This window comes from Anaerococcus tetradius ATCC 35098, from assembly GCF_000159095.1.
Classification (GTDB): Bacteria; Bacillota; Clostridia; order Tissierellales; family Peptoniphilaceae; genus Anaerococcus; species Anaerococcus tetradius.
Genome location: NZ_GG666297.1, coordinates 318,363 through 337,456 on the forward strand (window position 1 = coordinate 318,363; position 19,094 = coordinate 337,456).

The following is a 19,094-nucleotide window of genomic DNA, read 5'->3' on the forward strand; positions in this document are numbered from 1 at the left end:
ATTTTAATAAGATAAAAAGCAATGATTGTTTTAATAAAATTATATAATGTAATTAATAACGGAAAAAAATTAATTAGTGAGTTATAAGCTAATTAAAGTTCATGGATAATTATAAGAATAATTTCAATATATTATTTACTGACAATCTAAAGTAATGAATACTAAGGGGTTTAAAAAATGAATATTTTATTTTGTAGTGTTGGAAGAAGATGTGAGTTATTAAAGAATTTTAAGCAATCATTAGGTAATAAATCAAAAATAGTTGCTACAGACATGTCAAAAACTGCTCCCGCTATATATTTTGCTGACAAATATTATATAGTTCCTCCAATTGCAGAAGAAGGTTATATTGACAAAATTTTAAAAATCTGTCAAGCTGAAAAAATAGATGTAATTACCACCTTGATAGATCCAGAAATTAAGTTGCTATCAGAAAATAGAGATAGGTTTAATGATATAGGAGTGCTTGTATTAGCACCAGATTTAAACACTGCCAATATATTTTTTGATAAATATAGAACTTATTTAGAGCTTAAAAAGTTGGGGATAAATACAGTTCTAACTTATGATAGCATAGACAACTTCAAAATAGGTTTCAAAAATAAAGAAATAAAATTTCCAGTCTTTGTAAAGCCAAGACAGGGAAGTGGTTCAGTAGGAGCGAGAAAAATCACCAATTTTAAAGATTTAGAAGAAGCTCTTAAAGAGGATCAAAGTCTAATAGTTCAAGAGTTTATGGGTGATTTTGAAGATATAGATTGTGATGCTTACTTTGATATAATCTCTAAAAAATTAGTATCAATATTTTCTAAGAAAAAACTAGAAACAAAAATAGGCGGAGCAAGCAAGACTATATCTTTCAAAGACGAAAATTTATATGCATTTCTTGAGAATGCACTCAGTAATTTTACATTCAATGGACCAATTGATGTTGATTTATGGTATAAAGATGGTGAATATTATTTATCAGAAATAAATCCGAGATTTGGTGGTGCATATCTGCATGCTTATGGAGCAGGAGTAGATTTTATAAAAATGATTGAAAATAATGTAAAGAAAATCGAAAATAATAAAAGTGATTTAGTATATGAAGAAGATATAGTTATGATGATGTATGATAGCGTAGTAATTAAGAAAATATCCTTATAGATTTTAAATAGGTAATAAAACGAAGATTTTAATGATGGATGATGATTCAAAGGACTGCTACTAATTAGGGAAGAGTTGATAAAGGAATGGTTATTTCCAAATGTTTTTATTGATAGTAATCCAATAAATAGCAAAAGAATAAAGTGATAATTATTGCCCAGATACTAAAGAGAAAAATAAATCTGAAGATATAGGATGCAAAGTAATAATATTATGTTTCAAAAGAAATGGGAAAACCATATTAATGATTTGCTTTTGAGTTTTCTATATTTAAAAATTATTAAAAACATGATCATATTCTTATTTTGATTTATACAATTAAACCTAATATATTGTAGATAGCAGCATAAATTTGCAAAAAGCCGTATATTACAAATATAACTGGATTAGGTACCTGTATTTATAATGAAAACTTTCATCAATAATTATAAAAAATTTTATAACCTAGGAGTAAATAAATAATACGCAATACTTGATCAGTATTAACAAAATTTGAAGCAACAAAATTGTAATCGAAAGCAATAAAAAATTCTTCAACTTTGAGGAGGAGTTGAGAAGGATTATTTAAGTTAAAAAAATTCTTTTATTCAACAATCCATAAAGGTACGTTACAGGGAAAAAGGTATTTATGACAAATCAGTACACATATTTAACAAAAAAATCGAGTTTAGAAAGTGATTGTTCAAGTTATTTTCTGACTTATATATGAATTATATAGTAGGAGTATAAATTTCTATGTCTAATTTAAATTTACTATTTTTATCACTGGGTCGATATAATGAGCACAACATAACTGAAAATGGAATATACACCAGTTTGTTACGAGAATTTACCAAAAGCAATTATAATGTATATATAATTTCCCCTATAGAGAGAAGGGATTATATAGGTGAAATAGAAAAGTTAAAATTTATTAATGATATACATTATTTAGATGTAAAAATAGGAAATATTACAAAAACAAATAAAATTGAAAAGGGAATTGCAACTATAAATATAGAAAATCAATTTTTAAGAGCTATCAAAGTTTGGCTTTCTGATGTTAAATTTGATATTGTGATTTATCCAACTCCACCAATCACTTTTTATAAGGTAATAAAATACTTAAAAAGAAGAGATGGAGCCCTAACATATTTGATGCTTAAAGACATATTTCCTCAAAATGCTGTCGATTTAGGTTTTTTTAGCAAAAAAAGTCTAATATATAAATATTTTAGAAAAAAAGAAAAAAAGCTTTATGAAATATCTGATTATATAGGTTGTATGTCTAAGGCAAATGTGGATTATTTATTAAAATGTAACCCAAGTTTAGATGAAAAAAAAGTTGAGATATTTCCTAATAGTATAGAACCAGTAAATTTAAGCATTGATGAAGAAGAAATATATTTTGTAAGAGAGAAGTATAATTTACCTCATGATAAAAGAATATTTATTTATGGAGGAAATTTAGGTAAACCACAAGGTTTGACTTTTCTGTTAAATTGTATAGAAAGTATAAAAAGTATAGATGATATTATGTTTCTTATGGTGGGTAATGGAACAGAATTTGAGTATATTGTAAAAATGAAAGATGAACTTAATCTTTATAATCTGAGAATAATGGCAAAATTATCAAAGGATGACTTTGACAAATTAGTAGCTTCTTCTGATGTGGGGATTATATCATTGGATCACAGATTTACTATTCCTAATTATCCTAGTAGAATATTGTCTTATATGCAATCTAAGATTCCTATTTTAGCAATAACAGATAATAATTCAGATATTGGTTTAGATATTATAAAAAATAACATGGGATGGCGGTGTAAGAAAAATTCTATAAATGAATTTCGCGAGATTATAAGTGAAATAATGACGGATTTTAATATCCACAATATTTCAGAGAAGAAAGAAAATTCGTTCGAATATTTAAAAAATAATTTTGATATAAAAAAATCAATAATGAATATAATTAATAAAATATGATAGGTGATAAAATTGAGAATATTAATTTTTATGTCAGGATTTTTTCCTGGCAAAAAATATGGAGGACCTCCAGTAAGTATAAATAACTTTTGTAATCTAATGAACGATGAAGAAGTATATATTGTATGTACAGATCATGATTTGGGAGAAACAAAAAGATATGATTCTATTAATAGAGGTTGGAATGACAGAGGAAACTGTAAGGTATTGTATTTAGAAGATAAAGAATATGGCTATTCTAACTTAAATAAAATAGCAATTGATTTAAAACCAGATTTGATATATCTTCAGAGTTTATTTAGTAGGTCAACATATTATGGATTAAGAATAGGCAAAGTTAATAATATAAAGATTTTATTAGCTCCACGTGGGGAGTTGAATAGTGGAGCTTTTAGGAAAAAATATAAAAAAATTCCATATATATATTTTTTGAAAATTTTTAAATTAATTAAAGATATATATTTTCAATCAACTAGTATTGAAGAATCTAGTTCAATTAAAAAACAATTGAAAGTAAGCGATAATAATATTCATCTTTTGCATAATATTCCATCAGCTCCTCAAAATCATTATTTTTATAGTGAGAAGGTATCAGGTAAAGGTAAATTTGTTTTTATTTCTAGGATTCATCCAAAAAAAAATTTATTATCTGCTATAAGATATTTTAATAATATAAATGGGGAAGTTTTATTTGATATATATGGTCCTATTGAAAGTAAAAAATATTGGAAATCGTGTCAAGATGAAATAAGAAAGTTAAAATCTAATATTCAAGTAAATTATTGTGGAATCATACCACATTCTATGGTTCATGATGTATTTAGTAAGTATGATGCTTTTATTTTTCCAACATTTAGTGAAAATTTTGGTCATGTAATAGCCGAAGCTTTATCAGTGGGTACAATAGTATTAATAAGCGATAAGACGCCTTGGAATTATTTGAAAAATAAAGGTGTTGGGTATGTGATACCCTTAACTCAGAAAAAAATGTATACTAAGGTTATTCAGAAAATAGTTGACATGAACGATGATGAGATTAGATTAATAAAAGAAAGAATAGTTAGATACATAGAAAACAATAATAGATATAAAGAACTTAAAATAGAATATTTAAATTGTTTTAAAAGTATAATTAAGGAATATCAATGATTTATTATGTTGCATATTATAATCCAATAGAAGAAATAAACAGGCGTACTCCTAATTTTGCGGCTGAAGATAAAATAGATTATATTTGTGATACGATTAATGATATTGGCGAAAAAGTTACCATACTATCAAATTCTAAATCATTAATAAGGAAATTTTTACAAACAACACAATATATAGAATCTGACAATAAAAAGATTATTATGTTTGCATCACTACCAAAATTAAATATATTTCTCCATATTATAAACGTATTATTTGGATATTTACAGTTATCCTGGTATTTAGTTAAAAATGTTAATAATGATGATACTGTCATTGTTTATCATTCTTTAGGATACAGAAATTTAATTAAAAATATTAAATTAATAAAAAGGTTTAGATATATTCTTGAAGTTGAAGAGTTATATAAACACATCAATGACAACAAATCATCGTTTAAAAATAAAGAACACAAAGTATTTAAATATCCAGATGCCTACATATTTTCTAACTCTGAGCTTAACAATGTAGTTAACAAATATCATAAGCCATCAGTTGTAGTTAATGGTGTATATAGGGCAAATACAACTAAATTCAAGAAATTAAATAATAAATCTATACGAATAGTTTATGCTGGTTCTTTAGAAAAACAAAAAGGAGTCGACTATGTAATTAAATCATGTGAATTTTTAAATAAAGATTATGACATGAGGATAATAGGTTTTGGTTCGGAAAGCGATATAAGAAGAGTTAAATCATTAATTTTAGAAGTTAAAAATAGTAGCAGATGTAAAATACAGTATGATGGATTATTTAAAGGAGAAGATTATATTAGCTATTTGCAGAAGTTTGATATAGGAATATGTATACAAGATCCTAATGATGAATTTAATAAATATGAATTTCCTTCAAAAATTTTATCGTACATGTCGAATGGGTTAAGTGTTGTAGTGAATAAGTTGGAGCAAGTTGAGAATAGTGACTTACATGAATATCTTACTGTTTCCGAAGGAATAGATGCTTATAAAATATCAGAAGCAATTAAGAGAGTGGACATGAATGAAAACTCTAATGTAGATATCTTAAAAGGTTTAGACGAACAATTTAAATTAAAACTCTATAAATTAATAAAAGGAGAATTAGGGGATGCTAATGAATAATATTTTAATGGTTGGAGCACATTTTGATGATGTTGAGTTGGGTGTCGGTGGTACAGCTGCAAAGCTTGCATCTGAAGGAAAAAATGTATATAAAATAACTTTAACTGATAATGTTACAAAATTTGATGATATGAATATAAATGTAGAATATGAATCAAGTAAAAAGCAAAGCGCTAAAGCTTGTAGAATATTAGGAATCAAAGAAATTATCGATTTCGAACCAGCTGAGTGCTCTAAGCTTGAATACTCTCAAGAAATAATGCAGAGAGTTGAAAAAATAATATATGAATATAATATTGATACTATATTTATGCATTTTAACGCTGACATGAACACAGATCATGTTGCTGCATCTAGAATATGCTTAACAGCTGGCAGACATTGTAAAAATATTATTCAGTTTCAATCTAATGGATATGTTTTAGAAAATGTCTATTATCCAACGTTCTTTATAGATATCTCAAATTTTATTGATAAGAAAAAAGAGGCTCTAAATTGTTATGGATCAGAACACAATAGATTTAATAGATTATTCGAATCATCTATTGAAAGATGCCATGTTTGGGGTTATGCTAATAAGGTAGAATATGCTGAAGGATTTAATATTATAAAAATGCTTATGGATATTTAATGGAGACTAACATATGATTAGTAATAATGTAGTTGATATAGATAATAAAGGAGAAGTAAATAAATTAGAAAACTTTTTCTTTTGGGGAATAACTATTGACATTTTTTTCTTACCTTATTTATCAAGCATATCAATTAGTATCTCTGTAATTTTAGTTATTTTGTGGATGATAATAAGAGTGCAGAATTTGAAAGTATATAAAGAGGAAGCTTTGTTTATTTTTATGGCTATTCTAATGTTATTTGGAACATTAATTAATCCTCTGTATAGTGGAAGAGCTAAATTTGAAACATCATTTATTACTGCTATAAAGAGATACTTTCAGTATGTTTTATGTTTTAGTGTATATTTTTTTTATAAGAATTATTTTAAAACTAATAATGTTGATATAGAGAGAATTCTGATATTATTTATTTTTTATATTGCTTTCTTTGCACTATTATATAAAATATTTCCAAACATATATGCTAACATAAAAATCAAGTTAAATCCAGCAGATAATCACACTAGAAGATATTTGTCTAATCAAGTTCAATATAGATTTAACTATTTATGGACTGATCCTAATAATATATCTTATATGTTATCGGGTATAGCAGGTTTCCTAATTTTTAAAGATATTAATTATTTAAAAAAAAATGTATTATTGATATTAATTTGTTTTACTGAATTATGTACTGCTAGCAATGGTGGTATTATAATGTTATTGTTAGTATTATCTTTACAAATTATATTTAAATTTTTATATTTAATAAAATCAAGAATTAATATCAATAAAATATTATTTATGTTATTTCTATTGGCTTTGCTAATTCTTATTTATAGATATACAAGTTTATATAAATATATATATAATAATTATATTAGAATTACTCTAGAAAGAGCTAGTTATTATTCATCAAGTTCAGGGGGACGTTTTGACGATTTAGTAAACTCTTTTAAATATCTTGAGCCATTTATGTTAATATTAGGATCAGGTAACGAGGGATTCGCTTCCGAAATTGGGCATATATATTGGATAGGTATGTATGGAGGTATCTCTTACCTAATTTTTATGTATATAATGTTTAGAGTGAAACTAAATAAAAACTACAAAAAATTTATATGGATGATTCCATTTTTTGTTGGATTTACAATGAATATAGCAATTGGTGAGTACAAATGGATGGCTATTTATTTATTTTTATTAGCATATTCACGATATGGAGGTATGGCTAATGAATAAAAGCAAACAGCTTATTAAGAATACTATAATTTTAAGTTTTGGTAATTTAAGTACTAAAATATTAACATTTTTGCTATTACCATTGTATACAGCTGTCTTATCAACTGATGACTATGGTCTAATCGATGTTTTAATTACTTTTAGTGGACTCTTGGTTCCATTTGTCACTATGGAAATGGGTTCAGGTGTATTTAGATTTTTAATAGAAAAAGAAACTATACTTGAAAAGAAGCAAGTTATTTCCACAGGAATAATATCCTCATTAGTTGGTATATCAATTTCTACAATATTAATACTAATAGTAAGTGTTTTTTATAAAATACCACATTTTACTGCTTTTTTAATGTATTATTCCACTACATCGCTATTAGTAATAGTGTCCAATATAATAAGAGGTTTTGGAAATAATGTATTATATTCTTTTTCAAATTTTATAATAACTCTTAGTTCTCTTATCTTGAATGTTATTTTTATAGTTTGTCTAAAAAAGGGGGCAGTATCTATTCTAATTTCAGCATCCATTGGTAATACCATAGGTATATCTCTTATGATAATTGGAGAAAAACTATGGAAGTATATAGCTGTTAAAAATTTTGATAAAATAACATATAAAGACATTACTGAATACACTTTACCTTTGATACCAAATACTGTATCATGGTGGGTCGTTAGCGCATCTGATAGATTAATAATTTTATTATTTTTAGGAGCCTCAGCAAATGGTATATACGCTATATCAAATAAAATACCCGGGATTTATGCTACATTATTTACGGTATATAATCTAGCATGGACTGAATCAGTTTTAAGAAATGAAAGCGATAGTTTTTTTGTAGAGAATACCTTTCATAAAAGTGTAACAATTATGTCATATACTATTTTAGGAATTATAATCTGTACAAGTTTATTTTTCAATAAACTAATAGGACCGAATTATCAGGATAGTTATTGGCATATATTTATACTATTAATTTCTATTTTTTTATCGTCTTGTTCGTCGTTATTAGGAGCTATACTTAGCGCTAAATATAAGAGTAAAATGATTATGAAAACAACTATAGTTGGAGCTTTATTAAATATATTATTAAACTTTGTTGGAATTAAAATAATAGATCTTTACGCTGCATCTTTATCTACGTTGATTTCTTATTTCGTTATTCTATGTGTGCGACTTAACAATTGCAAACAATGGTATAATTTAAAGTTGTACAAAAGAGAAGATATTTTATTTATTCCTCTTATAGTTTTAACTATTTTTTCTTTTTCGATAAGAAATATATGGTTAAATATAACAAGTATTTTTTGTATAGTTTTATTATTCAGCATACAAAATTATAAATCGATTTTAAGTGGTTTTAAACTATTATTAAATAAAATACAAAATTTAAAGAGAAATTAAATGATTTGATACTGCTTTATACAAGGAGATAATATGAAAAAAATTATTAGACATGCACTTCTGTTACTTAGATCTATAACTTATTATCTTTATACTTATTTTCATATTAAAGATCACAAACTATGGTTATTTGGTGCGTGGAAAGGAACAACCTATAATGACAACTCTAAGTACCTTTTTGAATATGTTCTAGAGAACCACCAGGAAATTAATGCTTTTTGGTTGACTAAAAATCAAGATGTGTATGATTATTTAAATAATAAGGGTTATCCGGTTAAATTTTATCCATCAAAAGAAGCCAATAAAATGATTGCTGAAGCCGGATACTTATTTCAAACAGAAGGATTTAAGGATATAGGTTATTATCCAGTTGCAAGAGCCAAAGTTATACAATTATGGCATGGAAGCCCTATAAAAAACTTAGCTTGGTTTAAAAGAAACAGTAACGCTTTAAAAGATATATTTATAAGATTAGAAAATGGGGATAGACGTAAATTTCGTTGGACTAGTACTTCCGATTTTTATACCAGGTTTCATAATAAAGTATTTGATATTCCTATAGATAATTTTATTAACACTGGCTCACCAAGATGCGATGCAATCATGATGCCTGGTGATTCTTTAATTGATAAAATTAAAACGAAAAATGATTTTAATAAAACGATATTGTATCTCCCTACACATAGAAATTGGGGAGATGATTTCAATTTTGACTTCATTTTAGAGGGATTGAATATAGTTGAAAAAAAACTTAGTGGTTCTAATATATGCTTTGTTTATAAACCGCATCCAAATGAAGCAAATTTAATAAAATCAAAAATTCCTAACTTTAAAAATATAATTGTATTAGATGGCCTTTCACAGGAGCAACAGGATTTATATGGATATTTATATAAATGTGATATACTAGTTAGTGATTATTCAAGTGTAGCTATAGACTATTTACTTCTGGATAATCCAATAGTTTTGTTTCCATACGATTTGGAAAATTATATTGAAAATGATGGTGGAGTGACACAAGAATATTTTGATTTACAAGTTGGTCCTTTTACTTATTCTTGGGATCAAATGATTTTAAAAGTATTAGAATTATTAGAGAATGACACCTGGAAAGATAAAAGATATGCTGCTAATAAATTCTATAATGAATTTAATGATGGGAATAGTTGTGAAAAAATAGTAGATTATATATTGAATGAAATATAAATTAAAATCTATATTGGAGGTATATATGTCTTTATTTAAGAATAAAGTTTTAATGATAACAGGAGGTACTGGTTCTTTTGGTAATGTTGTTCTGAATCGTTTTTTGGAAACAGATATAAAAGAAATTAGAATATTCTCACGTGATGAGAAAAAACAAGACGACATGAGGCATAAATTTCAAGCAAGCATGGCTGAAGTTGCTGACAAGATAAAATTTTACATTGGTGATGTAAGAGATTTAAACTCTTGCAGAACTGCTATGCATGGCGTAGATTATATTTTTCATGCAGCAGCTCTAAAACAAGTTCCATCTTGCGAATTTTTCCCAATGGAAGCAGTAAAGACAAATGTAATAGGTACAGATAATGTTCTTACTGCTGCGATAGATGAGGGAGTAGAGGCGGTTATTTGCTTATCCACAGATAAAGCATCATATCCAATAAATGCTATGGGTATGTCTAAGGCAATTGAGGAGAAAGTTGCCATTGCAAAATCTCGTAATTCTGGGAAGACAAAAATTTGTTGTACAAGATATGGAAATGTAATGTGTTCTAGAGGATCCGTTATTCCATTATGGATAGATCAGATAAAAGCAGGAAATCCTATTACTATCACAGAACCATCTATGACAAGATTTATAATGAGTTTAGAAGAAGCGGTTGATTTAGTATTATTTGCCTTTGAGCATGGCGAAAATGGTGACCTTTTAATTAAAAAATCACCAGCATGCACTATCCAAACACAGGCTGAAGCAGTTTGTGAACTATTTGCAGGAAACAAAGAAGCTATAAAAATTATAGGCATTCGTCATGGTGAAAAAATGTATGAAACCCTACTTACTAATGAAGAGTGTGAGAAAGCCATAGACATGGGTGATTTTTATAGGGTTCCAGCTGATAATAGGAGTCTAAATTATGATCAGTTTTTTGTAGATGGCGATGAATCTAGGAATACATTATCTGAGTTTAATTCCAATAATACAAGGATGTTAACTGTAGAAGAAACTAAAGATAAAATTGCAGCACTTGATTACATTCAAGATAGATTAAACGAAGATAAGTAATTATTTAATGAAAGTAAAAGGTATGGATTATAAATTTAAATGGAAAAATGATGGAAGATTAAAGCTTTGTATAGGGCTTGGAACAAGACCAGAAATAATAAGACTTGCTGCAGTAATTAAAAAATGTATAGAATACTTTGATACTTGTGTTATATACTATAATCAGAACTGGGATAAAAACCTAAGTACTGTTTTTTGGGAAGATTTTGAGCTTGAGAATTCAAATGGTGATTTTGGACCTGATATTCTTGTTCCTGTTGTAGGAGAAAATCTTGGACAGACCTGTGGTAATATTCTTTCAAGAAGTTATGAATTATTAAATGAATTAAATCCTGAAGGATATTTGGTACTAGGAGATACAAATTCATGTTTGTCAGCTATATCTGCTAAAAGACTTCATATTCCACTGTTTCATATGGAAGCAGGGAATAGGTGTAAAGATGAATGCCTACCTGAGGAAACTAATAGAAGAATTGTTGATGTAATATCAGACGTCAATCTACCTTACTCTGAAAGAGCAAGAGACTATCTTATTGAGATGGGTATGCCTAAAGAAAGAACATTTGTTACTGGTTCACCGATGGCAGAAGTTTTGTCCATGAATTTAGAAAAGATAAGAAAAAGCGATATTTTATCTAGACTTGGATTAGAAAAAAACAATTATATTTTACTTTCAGCTCACAGGGAAGAGAATATAGATACAGAGAAAAATTTTCTTAGTTTGTTTAATGCAATAAATAGTTTAGCTGAAAAATATGATATGCCAATATTATATTCATGCCACCCTAGATCTAAAAATAGGTTGGAGTCATGCGGATTTAAATTAGATAAAAGAGTAAGGGTAAATGAACCTCTTGGATTTAATGATTATAACAATCTTCAAATGAATGCTTTAGCCATAGTTAGTGACAGCGGTACCTTACCTGAAGAGTCTAGTTATTACTTATCAATAAATGAACCTATAGCGGCTGTGTGTATCCGAACATCTACAGAAAGACCTGAAGCATTAGAAGCAGGAGATTTTATACTTGCAGGTATAAGTAGCAGAGAACTTATAAATGCTACAGAAATGGCTATAGATATGAAGCAAAGAAGCATATTTGGTAAACCAAGTCCAGACTATACGGACAAAATAGTCTCAATGAAAGTTGTAAGAATTATTCAAGGATATGTAAATGTAGTTAACAAGATGGTTTGGAGAAAAAATTAGTTAGTTTGGGGGAGGTTTTCTAATGAATATTCTTGTTACAGGCTCAAAGGGAATGGTTGGGACTTCGCTTGTAAATAACTTAAAAAATATAAGGGATGGGAAAAATAGAACTAGACCTAATATAAATATAGATGAAATTTATGAGTATGACATTGATAGCAGAGAGGAAGATTTATTCGAATATTGTAAAAAAGCTGATTTTGTATTTAATCTAGCTGGAGTGAACAGACCCGAGAATCAAGAAGATTTTATGAAGGGAAACTTTGGATTTGCAAGCGTACTATTAAATACCTTGAAAAAATATAATAACAGAGCAGGAATAATGTTATCATCATCTATCCAAGCTACGCTCTCTGGCCGATTTGCCGACAGTGAGTATGGTAGGAGCAAAAAATCTGGTGAAGAATTATTCTTTGAATATCAAAAAGAAACAGGAGTTCCTGTATTTGTGTATAGATTCCCTAATCTTATGGGTCATTCCAGACCAAAATATAATAGCGCTATTAGTACATTTTGTTGGGCAGTTGCCAACGACGAAAATTTCACAATTAACGATAGACACACAGAGCTTGAAGTTTTGTATATAGATGATTTAATTGAAGGAATGTTTGATTTACTCGAAGGGAAAGAAAAACATTGTGAGTACAGTGGAGTGGATGCTATTGTAGATGATGATGGGAGATACTGTTTTATTCCAACAACTCATAAAGTAACATTGGGTGAAATAGTTGACTTACTTAAAAAGTTTAAAAATCAGCCTATTAGTCTAATGATGCCCAAAATGCCAGAAAGTTCATTTGCAAAGAAGCTATTTAGTTTATACTTGACATATCTCCCTAAAGATAAATTCAAATATAATCTTAAGATGAATACTGATAATAGAGGAAGCTTTACAGAGCTAGTTCATACTGAAGACTGCGGTCAAGTATCAATTAATATTAGCAAACCAGGTATTACTAAGGGTCAACATTGGCACAATTCTAAATGGGAACAATTCATTGTTGTTCATGGGCATGGGCTTATACAAGAGAGATGTATAAATACAGGTGAGTTTGTTGAATTTGAAGTAAGTGGAGATAAAATCGAAGCTATCTATATGATTCCAGGCTGGACTCATAATATTATTAATTTATCTGAAACTGAAGATTTAGTCACAGTAATGACTTGTAATGAAATATTTGATAAAGATAAGCCTGATACATATTTTGAAGAAGTATAATATAAAAGTTGATAGATTAAGTTACTTAAATTAGCGCAGCATTTAAAATTCCAATATAAAACTTATTAGAATTGCCTTATTATTTCTTTACATTATAATATTACTTGAAGGGAGGTATTATGAAACGAATAATAACTTATGGTACATTTGACTTGATACATTATGGACATATTAATTTATTAGAAAGAGCAAAAGCTTTAGGTGATTATTTAATTGTAGCTATTTCTACTGACGAATTTAATAATTACGAAAAACATAAGAAAACATATTTTACTTATGAACAACGTAAAAGATTGGTAGAAGCCCTAAGATGTGTCGATTTAGTAATTCCTGAGAAAAATTGGGATCAAAAAAAAACAGATGTTCACCTCTATGATATAGATACATTTGTAATTGGTGATGATTGGAAAGGGAAATTTGATTTTCTTGAAGATGAAGGGGTTGAGGTTGTATATCTCCCAAGGACCCCTGAAATTAGTACTACACAAATAAAGAGAGACTTAAACAATAGAAATAATTAATATATATCGTTGTAGAAAATAATAACTATAATTTGCAAATTTATGATACTAAAGAAGATTCTAGGGTCTCAAAATAATGGTTGGATTTCAAAACGTGTTGGCGAAAGTTTATGATGCTTTTGTCAACACGATTTTTAATTAAAATAAAAGAAATCGTTAATCATTTAATGTACAAATAAATTAACAACAACTTAAAAAGAAGAAATCGAAGTTATCTATATGATTCCAGGCTGGACTCATAATATTATTAATTTATCTGAAACTGAAGATTTAGCCACAGTAATGACTTGTAATGAAATATTTGATAAAGATAAGCCTGATACATATTTTGAAGAAGTTTAAAAGGAGAGCAATCTCTCCTTTTAAGCTAATCTCTTTTAAATATATCTCTAGTATAAACTTTATCTATCACATCATCTAATTCTGAGTCATATCTATTAGCTATGATTGCTTGGCTATTTTTTTTGAATTTTTTTAGGTTATTTACTACTAGTGATCCGAAGAAGGTGTCGCTGTCTTTTAGGGTTGGTTCGTAGATTATTACTTTTGCTCCCTTTGCCTTTATTCTTTTCATTACTCCTTGGATGGAGGATTGGCGGAAGTTATCGGAGTTTGATTTCATTGTTAGACGGTAGACTCCTATGGTGCAGTCTTTTTCCATTTCTGGTTGGTAGTCGCCATCTGAGTTATAATCGTAGTAGCCAGCTATACTTAGGACTTGGTCGGCTATGAAGTCTTTTCTTGTCCTGTTGGATTGGACAATGGCGGAGATCATATTTTGTGGGACTTGGTCGAAGTTGGCTAGGAGTTGTTTGGTATCTTTTGGTAGGCAGTAGCCACCGTAGCCGAAGGATGGATTGTTGTAGTGGCTACCTATTCTTGGATCTAGGCATACTCCTCTTATTATTTCTTCTGTGTTTAGATTTTTGCTTTCAGCATAGGTATCTAGTTCGTTAAAGTAGGATACCCTAAGGGCAAGGTAGGTGTTAGCGAAAAGCTTTACTGCTTCTGCTTCTGTAAAGCCCATAAAGAGGGTTTCTATATCCTTTTTGATTGCCCCTTGTCTTAAAAGATTTGCAAAGATTTCTGCCTTTTCTCTACTTTTTTCATCGCAAGATACTATTATCCTTGATGGGTATAGGTTATCGTAAAGGGCCTTGGACTCTCTAAGAAATTCTGGGCTAAAGATTATATTTTCAGTGTGATATTTTTCTCTGACAAACTTGGTGTAGCCAACGGGAATAGTCGATTTGATGATCATCATAGCCTTAGGATTTACCTTTAGGACTAATTCAATTACAGCCTCTACTGCTGAGCAATCGAAGAAGTTCTTCTTGCTATCGTAGTTGGTAGGAGCTGCGATTACGACAAAGTCGGCGTCCTTGTAGGCAGACTCACCATCAAGAGTCGCTACTAGATCGAGGTCTTTTTCGGCTAGGTATTTTTCTATATAGTCGTCTTGGATAGGGGAGATTTTCTTGTTGATTAGGTCTACCTTCTCTGGGACTATGTCTACTGCTTCTACATGGTTGTGTTGGGAAAGAAGGGTCGCTATGGACATTCCTACATAGCCTGTACCTGCGACTGCAATCTTGTATTTTTTATCAATTGGGATAATATTTTCTGCCTTTTCTTCTTCTTCGAAGAGGTCCACAATTTCAAAATGAAGGACTTCGCCAATGGCTTGGAGCTGGTCGATAGAAGGAGTGTAGTCAGCTTGTTCTAGGCGACTGATCATAGCCCTGTTGATGCCGGTCATCTCGGCAAGCTTAGCCTGGGTGAGTCCCATCTCTTTTCTTTTGTTGATGACAGTATCTGCCATTTTTTCTATTGATAGTTTTTTCATTACTTCTCCTAATTAGTCTTTTGATGTTAGTATCATATTCCTTAGAGGAGAAATGTCAATATAAATAACACAAAATAATATTTGTATGATTAATTTTATTGCATTGAGTTTTTGAGTAACATTTCAACTGATCTTATTTGTAAATGAATCATTTTTCTTGACGTCTTAATGTTTCATGACTCTGAGAATTACTAGTTAGATTTCTCGTCGCTTCCCCGTGGAAGCTCTGTCGAAATGACACACACCTGTCATCATTAATGGAGTTGTCCCAATGAGTGTAACGAATTGAGGAAACTCCTTAATCGAGGCTTTTCGAGATGAGCATTTATATATTTAAGCGAATCCGAAAACTACCGTCGAGGAGCGAAGCGACGTGATGATCTCTTTCTTTGACGTCATATATTTACTTAGGTCTTAGATAAACTAATCAGATTCCTCGTCGAAATCTGCGATTTCTCTGTCGACGGTAGTTTGCGGGCTAAGGTCTAGCGACCTTCACCTCGCAAAGCCTCGATTAAGGTCTGCCATCAATTCACTTGCGTTTATTGTGGTCAGGACCATTATTAATTGTGTGACTTATATAGTTTGATATACTTTCCTAAGCTCCTTTATTCCTAGACTTAGGCGGTTGGCTACTGTTTTTGGGGAGAGGTTCATTTTTTGACCTATTTCTTTGTTTGTTAGGTCTTGGTAGTATTTTAGTTTTAGGATGAGGGAGTTTTTCTTATCGATTTTTTCCAAGCTTTTTCTTATTTTTTTCTCTTCTTCTTTTTTGACTAAGTTATTTTCAAGGTCAGCCTTCCCTGGTATTTCTTCTATTATTTCTACGCCCTTGTCGTTTTTCTCGTAAATTGAAGTCGGTCTTTTCACCTTTGCCTTGTCTAGGAAGTAGTAGCGGAGCTTGTTTTGTAGATAGTTACCAAAAGTTCCCCTTCCTTGTTCATAGCTTCCTATGGCATCAATCAGGATCATCCTTGCTTCATCTATTGCCTCATCTTCTTCGAAGGCGCTGAATTTTTTTACTGTTTTAAGTATTAGTGGCTTGTAAGCTGCCATTATTCTCTCAGAATTGTCTAAAGTTATTTTCATAATATTTCCTTTCCGAGAGCTCTCTTTTGTCGACATCATAATCATAAATGAAATGGCATAAAAAGTTTAATCGGCCTAAGGCTTGATAGTTTCCTACGTGAACTTTAAAAGGCTTTTATAAAAACAAAACAGACAATTAAAGGCTAAAAACCTGATAATAGGGAAAGATAAGCCCATTTTTTCTATATATAGGTGAAAGGAGGTTAATACTTGCGAGAGTAAGGAGAAAATTTTAAAGAAGGGAGTGGCGCACTTTCTTAATCTCTTGAGAATAGCTTTGTGATATTTAAGTTAAGTCAACTAAGGATTTATGCCTTTTAGTTTGTCTTCTTAAATGAGATTACATTGATAGATTTTTAAGAAAAGGACGAAATTTTGCCTAGAGCAAAAAACGTCCTCATGCCTAGAAAACTATGGACATCATTAAAATAATTAGTGAACTTGGCTTTCCTGTCGCCATTTGTCTAATTTTAATCTTTCAAATCAATGGAAAGATAGACAGGATATTGATAGATACTAAGGAAATAAAAAGCAAAATCGGCCTAGTCTAAGACTGGGCCAAGGAGGTAAGATGACAAAAATTGACAAGATGATTGACTTTGCCATGTCCAAACATGGCAGGGTCAGCTATTCTATGGCCTATCCTCAAAGGTTGGGGCCAGAAGCTATGGACTGTTCGTCCTTTGTCTACTATTCATTAATAGCCGGGGGATTTCTTCCCCCATCAACTAGGATTGGCAATACCGAATCCCTCTACAAGCTAAGGGGGAGTGTCCTAACAGAAATTTATGACTATAACAAGGTACGTAGGGGAGACATTTTCATAAGAGGAGTGGAGGGACACTCTGCTGGAGCCTACGGCCATACGGGGATTTTCCTAAGGAAGGGATCAATTATCCACTGTAACTACACAAACAATGGTGTATCAATCAATGATGAATCATCCTATATAGGCTACTATCTCGACTGTAAGCGTTCCTGTGAGGAAAGATACTTTAGACCCATAGAAAATGGGAAGGATGAAAGGCTTGGGATTTGGAAAAAGGGAAGAGCCCTTGTCCACGCCATTAGCAATGTAAGGGAGAGACCCACGACTAAAAGTAACATTGTAACCCACTACTATCCAGATGACACCATAAACTACGACTTTCTCGTAAAAAGTGATGGATACTTTTGGCTATCCTATATAGGAAATGAAAGCGGTCTAAGAAGATACGTTGCCTACGCTGATGATGAGGGCAACTCTTGGATAGATGTTTAAAAAAATAAAAAAATCGGGAAGAATTGAGAGATTTTTCTATATATAGGTGTAGGGCCTACAAAATAAGAAAAATAAAAGGAGAAAAAAATGAAAGTAAAAATTATGTATGAATTGGCAGATAAGCTAAGTGGAAAAATCAAGAAAGCATCAAAAACATTCTCAAACTTTGTAAAAGGTATATCAGATGAAAGCCTAAAGGAATTCGTAAGAGCCTATACTAGCCTAATGGATGTAGAAAAAGAAGTTGCCATGAAAATCGTAACAAGTGAATTAGCATAAGGAGGAAATAGAATATGAATCAAGTATTAAAGCTACAATTTGCAGATGAACAAGGAGCAAAAAGGATTATATCAATAGATAAGCCAAAAGGAAATTTGGATGAAAATGCCATAAACAAGGCCATGGATGAAATTATAGCATCAGGCTCCCTAGCCACCAAAAATGGTAAGCTAACAAAAAAAGTAAAAGCCTATCTAGAAACAATTGAAATCAAAGAATACAAGATAAACAAATAAGAAGAAAAGAGGAAAAGCCAGCGAAAGCTGGCTTTTTTGCTGGGTTGAGAGCTTAATAATGTCTTACTCTTGCTTGGCTATGAGAATTACTAGTAAGATTTCTCCTAACTTCGTTCGATCGAAATGACATGTAGGTCTTCCAACGATTCACTTGCGTACATTGTGGCCAGAACCATTAGAAATGACATCATTCTTGCAATCTGAGGAGCGAACGATACCCCACCTGTCATCCTGAGGAAGAAGCTTCGCTTCTGACGCGAGGATCTTTCCTTTGATCTCTTATTGTTACTTGGCTATGAGATTTACAAGTAAGATTTCTCCTAACTTCGTTCGATCGAAATGACATGTAGGTCTTCCAAAGATTCACTTGCATTTATTGTGGCGAGGAGGGATTCATTTTCTTCAAAATTTTTATATATTTCTTTAATTTTGTAGAAAAAGTGTAAAAAGCTTGTTGAATTTTAAGGTGTTTTAGTATAAACTATTATATAGATGTACTTTTGT

The 19,094-nt window shown here is 30.1% G+C and carries 18 protein-coding genes; 16 read left to right on the forward strand and 2 right to left on the reverse strand.

The annotated features are described in order from the left end of the window. The first annotated feature begins 177 nt into the window (after positions 1-177). The 13 genes from HMPREF0077_RS06725 (at position 178) to HMPREF0077_RS11110 (ending at position 14,221) form a co-directional block, all read left to right on the forward strand. Positions 178-1,149, forward strand: a complete 972-nt coding sequence (locus HMPREF0077_RS06725; RefSeq protein ID WP_004837250.1) for an ATP-grasp domain-containing protein — start codon at positions 178-180, stop codon at positions 1,147-1,149. A gap of 735 nt (positions 1,150-1,884) precedes the next feature. Continuing rightward, positions 1,885-3,114 carry a glycosyltransferase family 4 protein gene (locus tag HMPREF0077_RS06730; protein ID WP_004837251.1) on the forward strand — a complete coding sequence of 410 codons (1,230 nt, stop codon included), beginning with the start codon at positions 1,885-1,887 and terminating at the stop codon, positions 3,112-3,114. Positions 3,115-3,126: 12 nt separating this feature from the next. Next, on the forward strand, positions 3,127-4,263 hold the full coding sequence (locus HMPREF0077_RS06735) for a glycosyltransferase (protein WP_052588105.1): 1,137 nt from the start codon (positions 3,127-3,129) through the stop codon (positions 4,261-4,263). Continuing rightward, the gene (locus tag HMPREF0077_RS06740) at positions 4,260-5,405 is read left to right on the forward strand and encodes a glycosyltransferase (protein WP_004837253.1); all 1,146 of its coding nucleotides are present in this window, start codon (positions 4,260-4,262) and stop codon (positions 5,403-5,405) included. The genes HMPREF0077_RS06735 and HMPREF0077_RS06740 overlap by 4 nt, the downstream gene beginning before the upstream one ends. Continuing rightward, positions 5,398-6,036: a PIG-L deacetylase family protein gene (locus HMPREF0077_RS06745; RefSeq protein WP_211204686.1), complete on the forward strand. Its 639-nt coding sequence runs from the start codon at positions 5,398-5,400 to the stop codon at positions 6,034-6,036. Before HMPREF0077_RS06740 ends, HMPREF0077_RS06745 begins: the two co-directional genes overlap by 8 nt. A gap of 13 nt (positions 6,037-6,049) precedes the next feature. Beyond that, positions 6,050-7,261, forward strand: a complete 1,212-nt coding sequence (locus HMPREF0077_RS06750) for a hypothetical protein (protein ID WP_004837255.1) — start codon at positions 6,050-6,052, stop codon at positions 7,259-7,261. Next, positions 7,254-8,660: a lipopolysaccharide biosynthesis protein gene (locus HMPREF0077_RS06755; RefSeq protein ID WP_004837256.1), complete on the forward strand. Its 1,407-nt coding sequence runs from the start codon at positions 7,254-7,256 to the stop codon at positions 8,658-8,660. The genes HMPREF0077_RS06750 and HMPREF0077_RS06755 overlap by 8 nt, the downstream gene beginning before the upstream one ends. Positions 8,661-8,693: 33 nt before the next feature. Further along, a complete protein-coding gene (locus tag HMPREF0077_RS06760; protein WP_004837257.1) occupies positions 8,694-9,866 on the forward strand; it encodes a CDP-glycerol glycerophosphotransferase family protein in 1,173 nt (390 codons plus the stop codon). Between the two features lie 25 nt (positions 9,867-9,891). Further along, on the forward strand, positions 9,892-10,929 hold the full coding sequence (locus tag HMPREF0077_RS06765) for a polysaccharide biosynthesis protein (protein WP_040349533.1): 1,038 nt from the start codon (positions 9,892-9,894) through the stop codon (positions 10,927-10,929). Positions 10,930-10,936: 7 nt separating this feature from the next. Next, positions 10,937-12,139, forward strand: a complete 1,203-nt coding sequence (locus HMPREF0077_RS06770) for a UDP-N-acetyl glucosamine 2-epimerase (RefSeq protein ID WP_004837259.1) — start codon at positions 10,937-10,939, stop codon at positions 12,137-12,139. A 22-nt stretch (positions 12,140-12,161) separates the two neighbouring features. Further along, complete coding sequence (locus HMPREF0077_RS06775; protein ID WP_004837260.1) at positions 12,162-13,358, forward strand: polysaccharide biosynthesis C-terminal domain-containing protein; 1,197 nt, start codon at positions 12,162-12,164, stop codon at positions 13,356-13,358. A gap of 119 nt (positions 13,359-13,477) precedes the next feature. Further along, complete coding sequence (tagD, locus tag HMPREF0077_RS06780; protein ID WP_004837261.1) at positions 13,478-13,879, forward strand: glycerol-3-phosphate cytidylyltransferase; 402 nt, start codon at positions 13,478-13,480, stop codon at positions 13,877-13,879. A 204-nt stretch (positions 13,880-14,083) separates the two neighbouring features. Then, positions 14,084-14,221, forward strand: a complete 138-nt coding sequence (locus tag HMPREF0077_RS11110; RefSeq protein WP_487042720.1) for a polysaccharide biosynthesis C-terminal domain-containing protein — start codon at positions 14,084-14,086, stop codon at positions 14,219-14,221. A 25-nt stretch (positions 14,222-14,246) separates the two neighbouring features. Here the strand turns inward: HMPREF0077_RS11110 and HMPREF0077_RS06785 are convergent, their stop codons facing one another. Together HMPREF0077_RS06785 and HMPREF0077_RS06790 are read right to left on the reverse strand one after the other, a co-directional pair. Then, the gene (locus HMPREF0077_RS06785) at positions 14,247-15,725 is read right to left on the reverse strand and encodes a nucleotide sugar dehydrogenase (protein WP_004837263.1); all 1,479 of its coding nucleotides are present in this window, start codon (positions 15,723-15,725) and stop codon (positions 14,247-14,249) included. 576 nt (positions 15,726-16,301) lie between these two features. Continuing rightward, the gene (locus tag HMPREF0077_RS06790) at positions 16,302-16,814 is read right to left on the reverse strand and encodes a sigma-70 family RNA polymerase sigma factor (protein ID WP_040349534.1); all 513 of its coding nucleotides are present in this window, start codon (positions 16,812-16,814) and stop codon (positions 16,302-16,304) included. A gap of 571 nt (positions 16,815-17,385) precedes the next feature. On the opposite strand from HMPREF0077_RS06790, the gene HMPREF0077_RS06795 reads away from it, so the two are divergent. From HMPREF0077_RS06795 to HMPREF0077_RS06805, 3 genes are all read left to right on the forward strand, one after another. Next, on the forward strand, positions 17,386-18,075 hold the full coding sequence (locus tag HMPREF0077_RS06795) for a peptidoglycan amidohydrolase family protein (protein ID WP_004837266.1): 690 nt from the start codon (positions 17,386-17,388) through the stop codon (positions 18,073-18,075). Between the two features lie 87 nt (positions 18,076-18,162). After that, the gene (locus HMPREF0077_RS06800; RefSeq protein WP_004837267.1) at positions 18,163-18,354 is read left to right on the forward strand and encodes a DUF1659 domain-containing protein; all 192 of its coding nucleotides are present in this window, start codon (positions 18,163-18,165) and stop codon (positions 18,352-18,354) included. Positions 18,355-18,368: 14 nt separating this feature from the next. Beyond that, positions 18,369-18,590 carry a DUF2922 domain-containing protein gene (locus tag HMPREF0077_RS06805; protein ID WP_004837268.1) on the forward strand — a complete coding sequence of 74 codons (222 nt, stop codon included), beginning with the start codon at positions 18,369-18,371 and terminating at the stop codon, positions 18,588-18,590. The last annotated feature ends 504 nt before the right edge of the window (positions 18,591-19,094 follow it).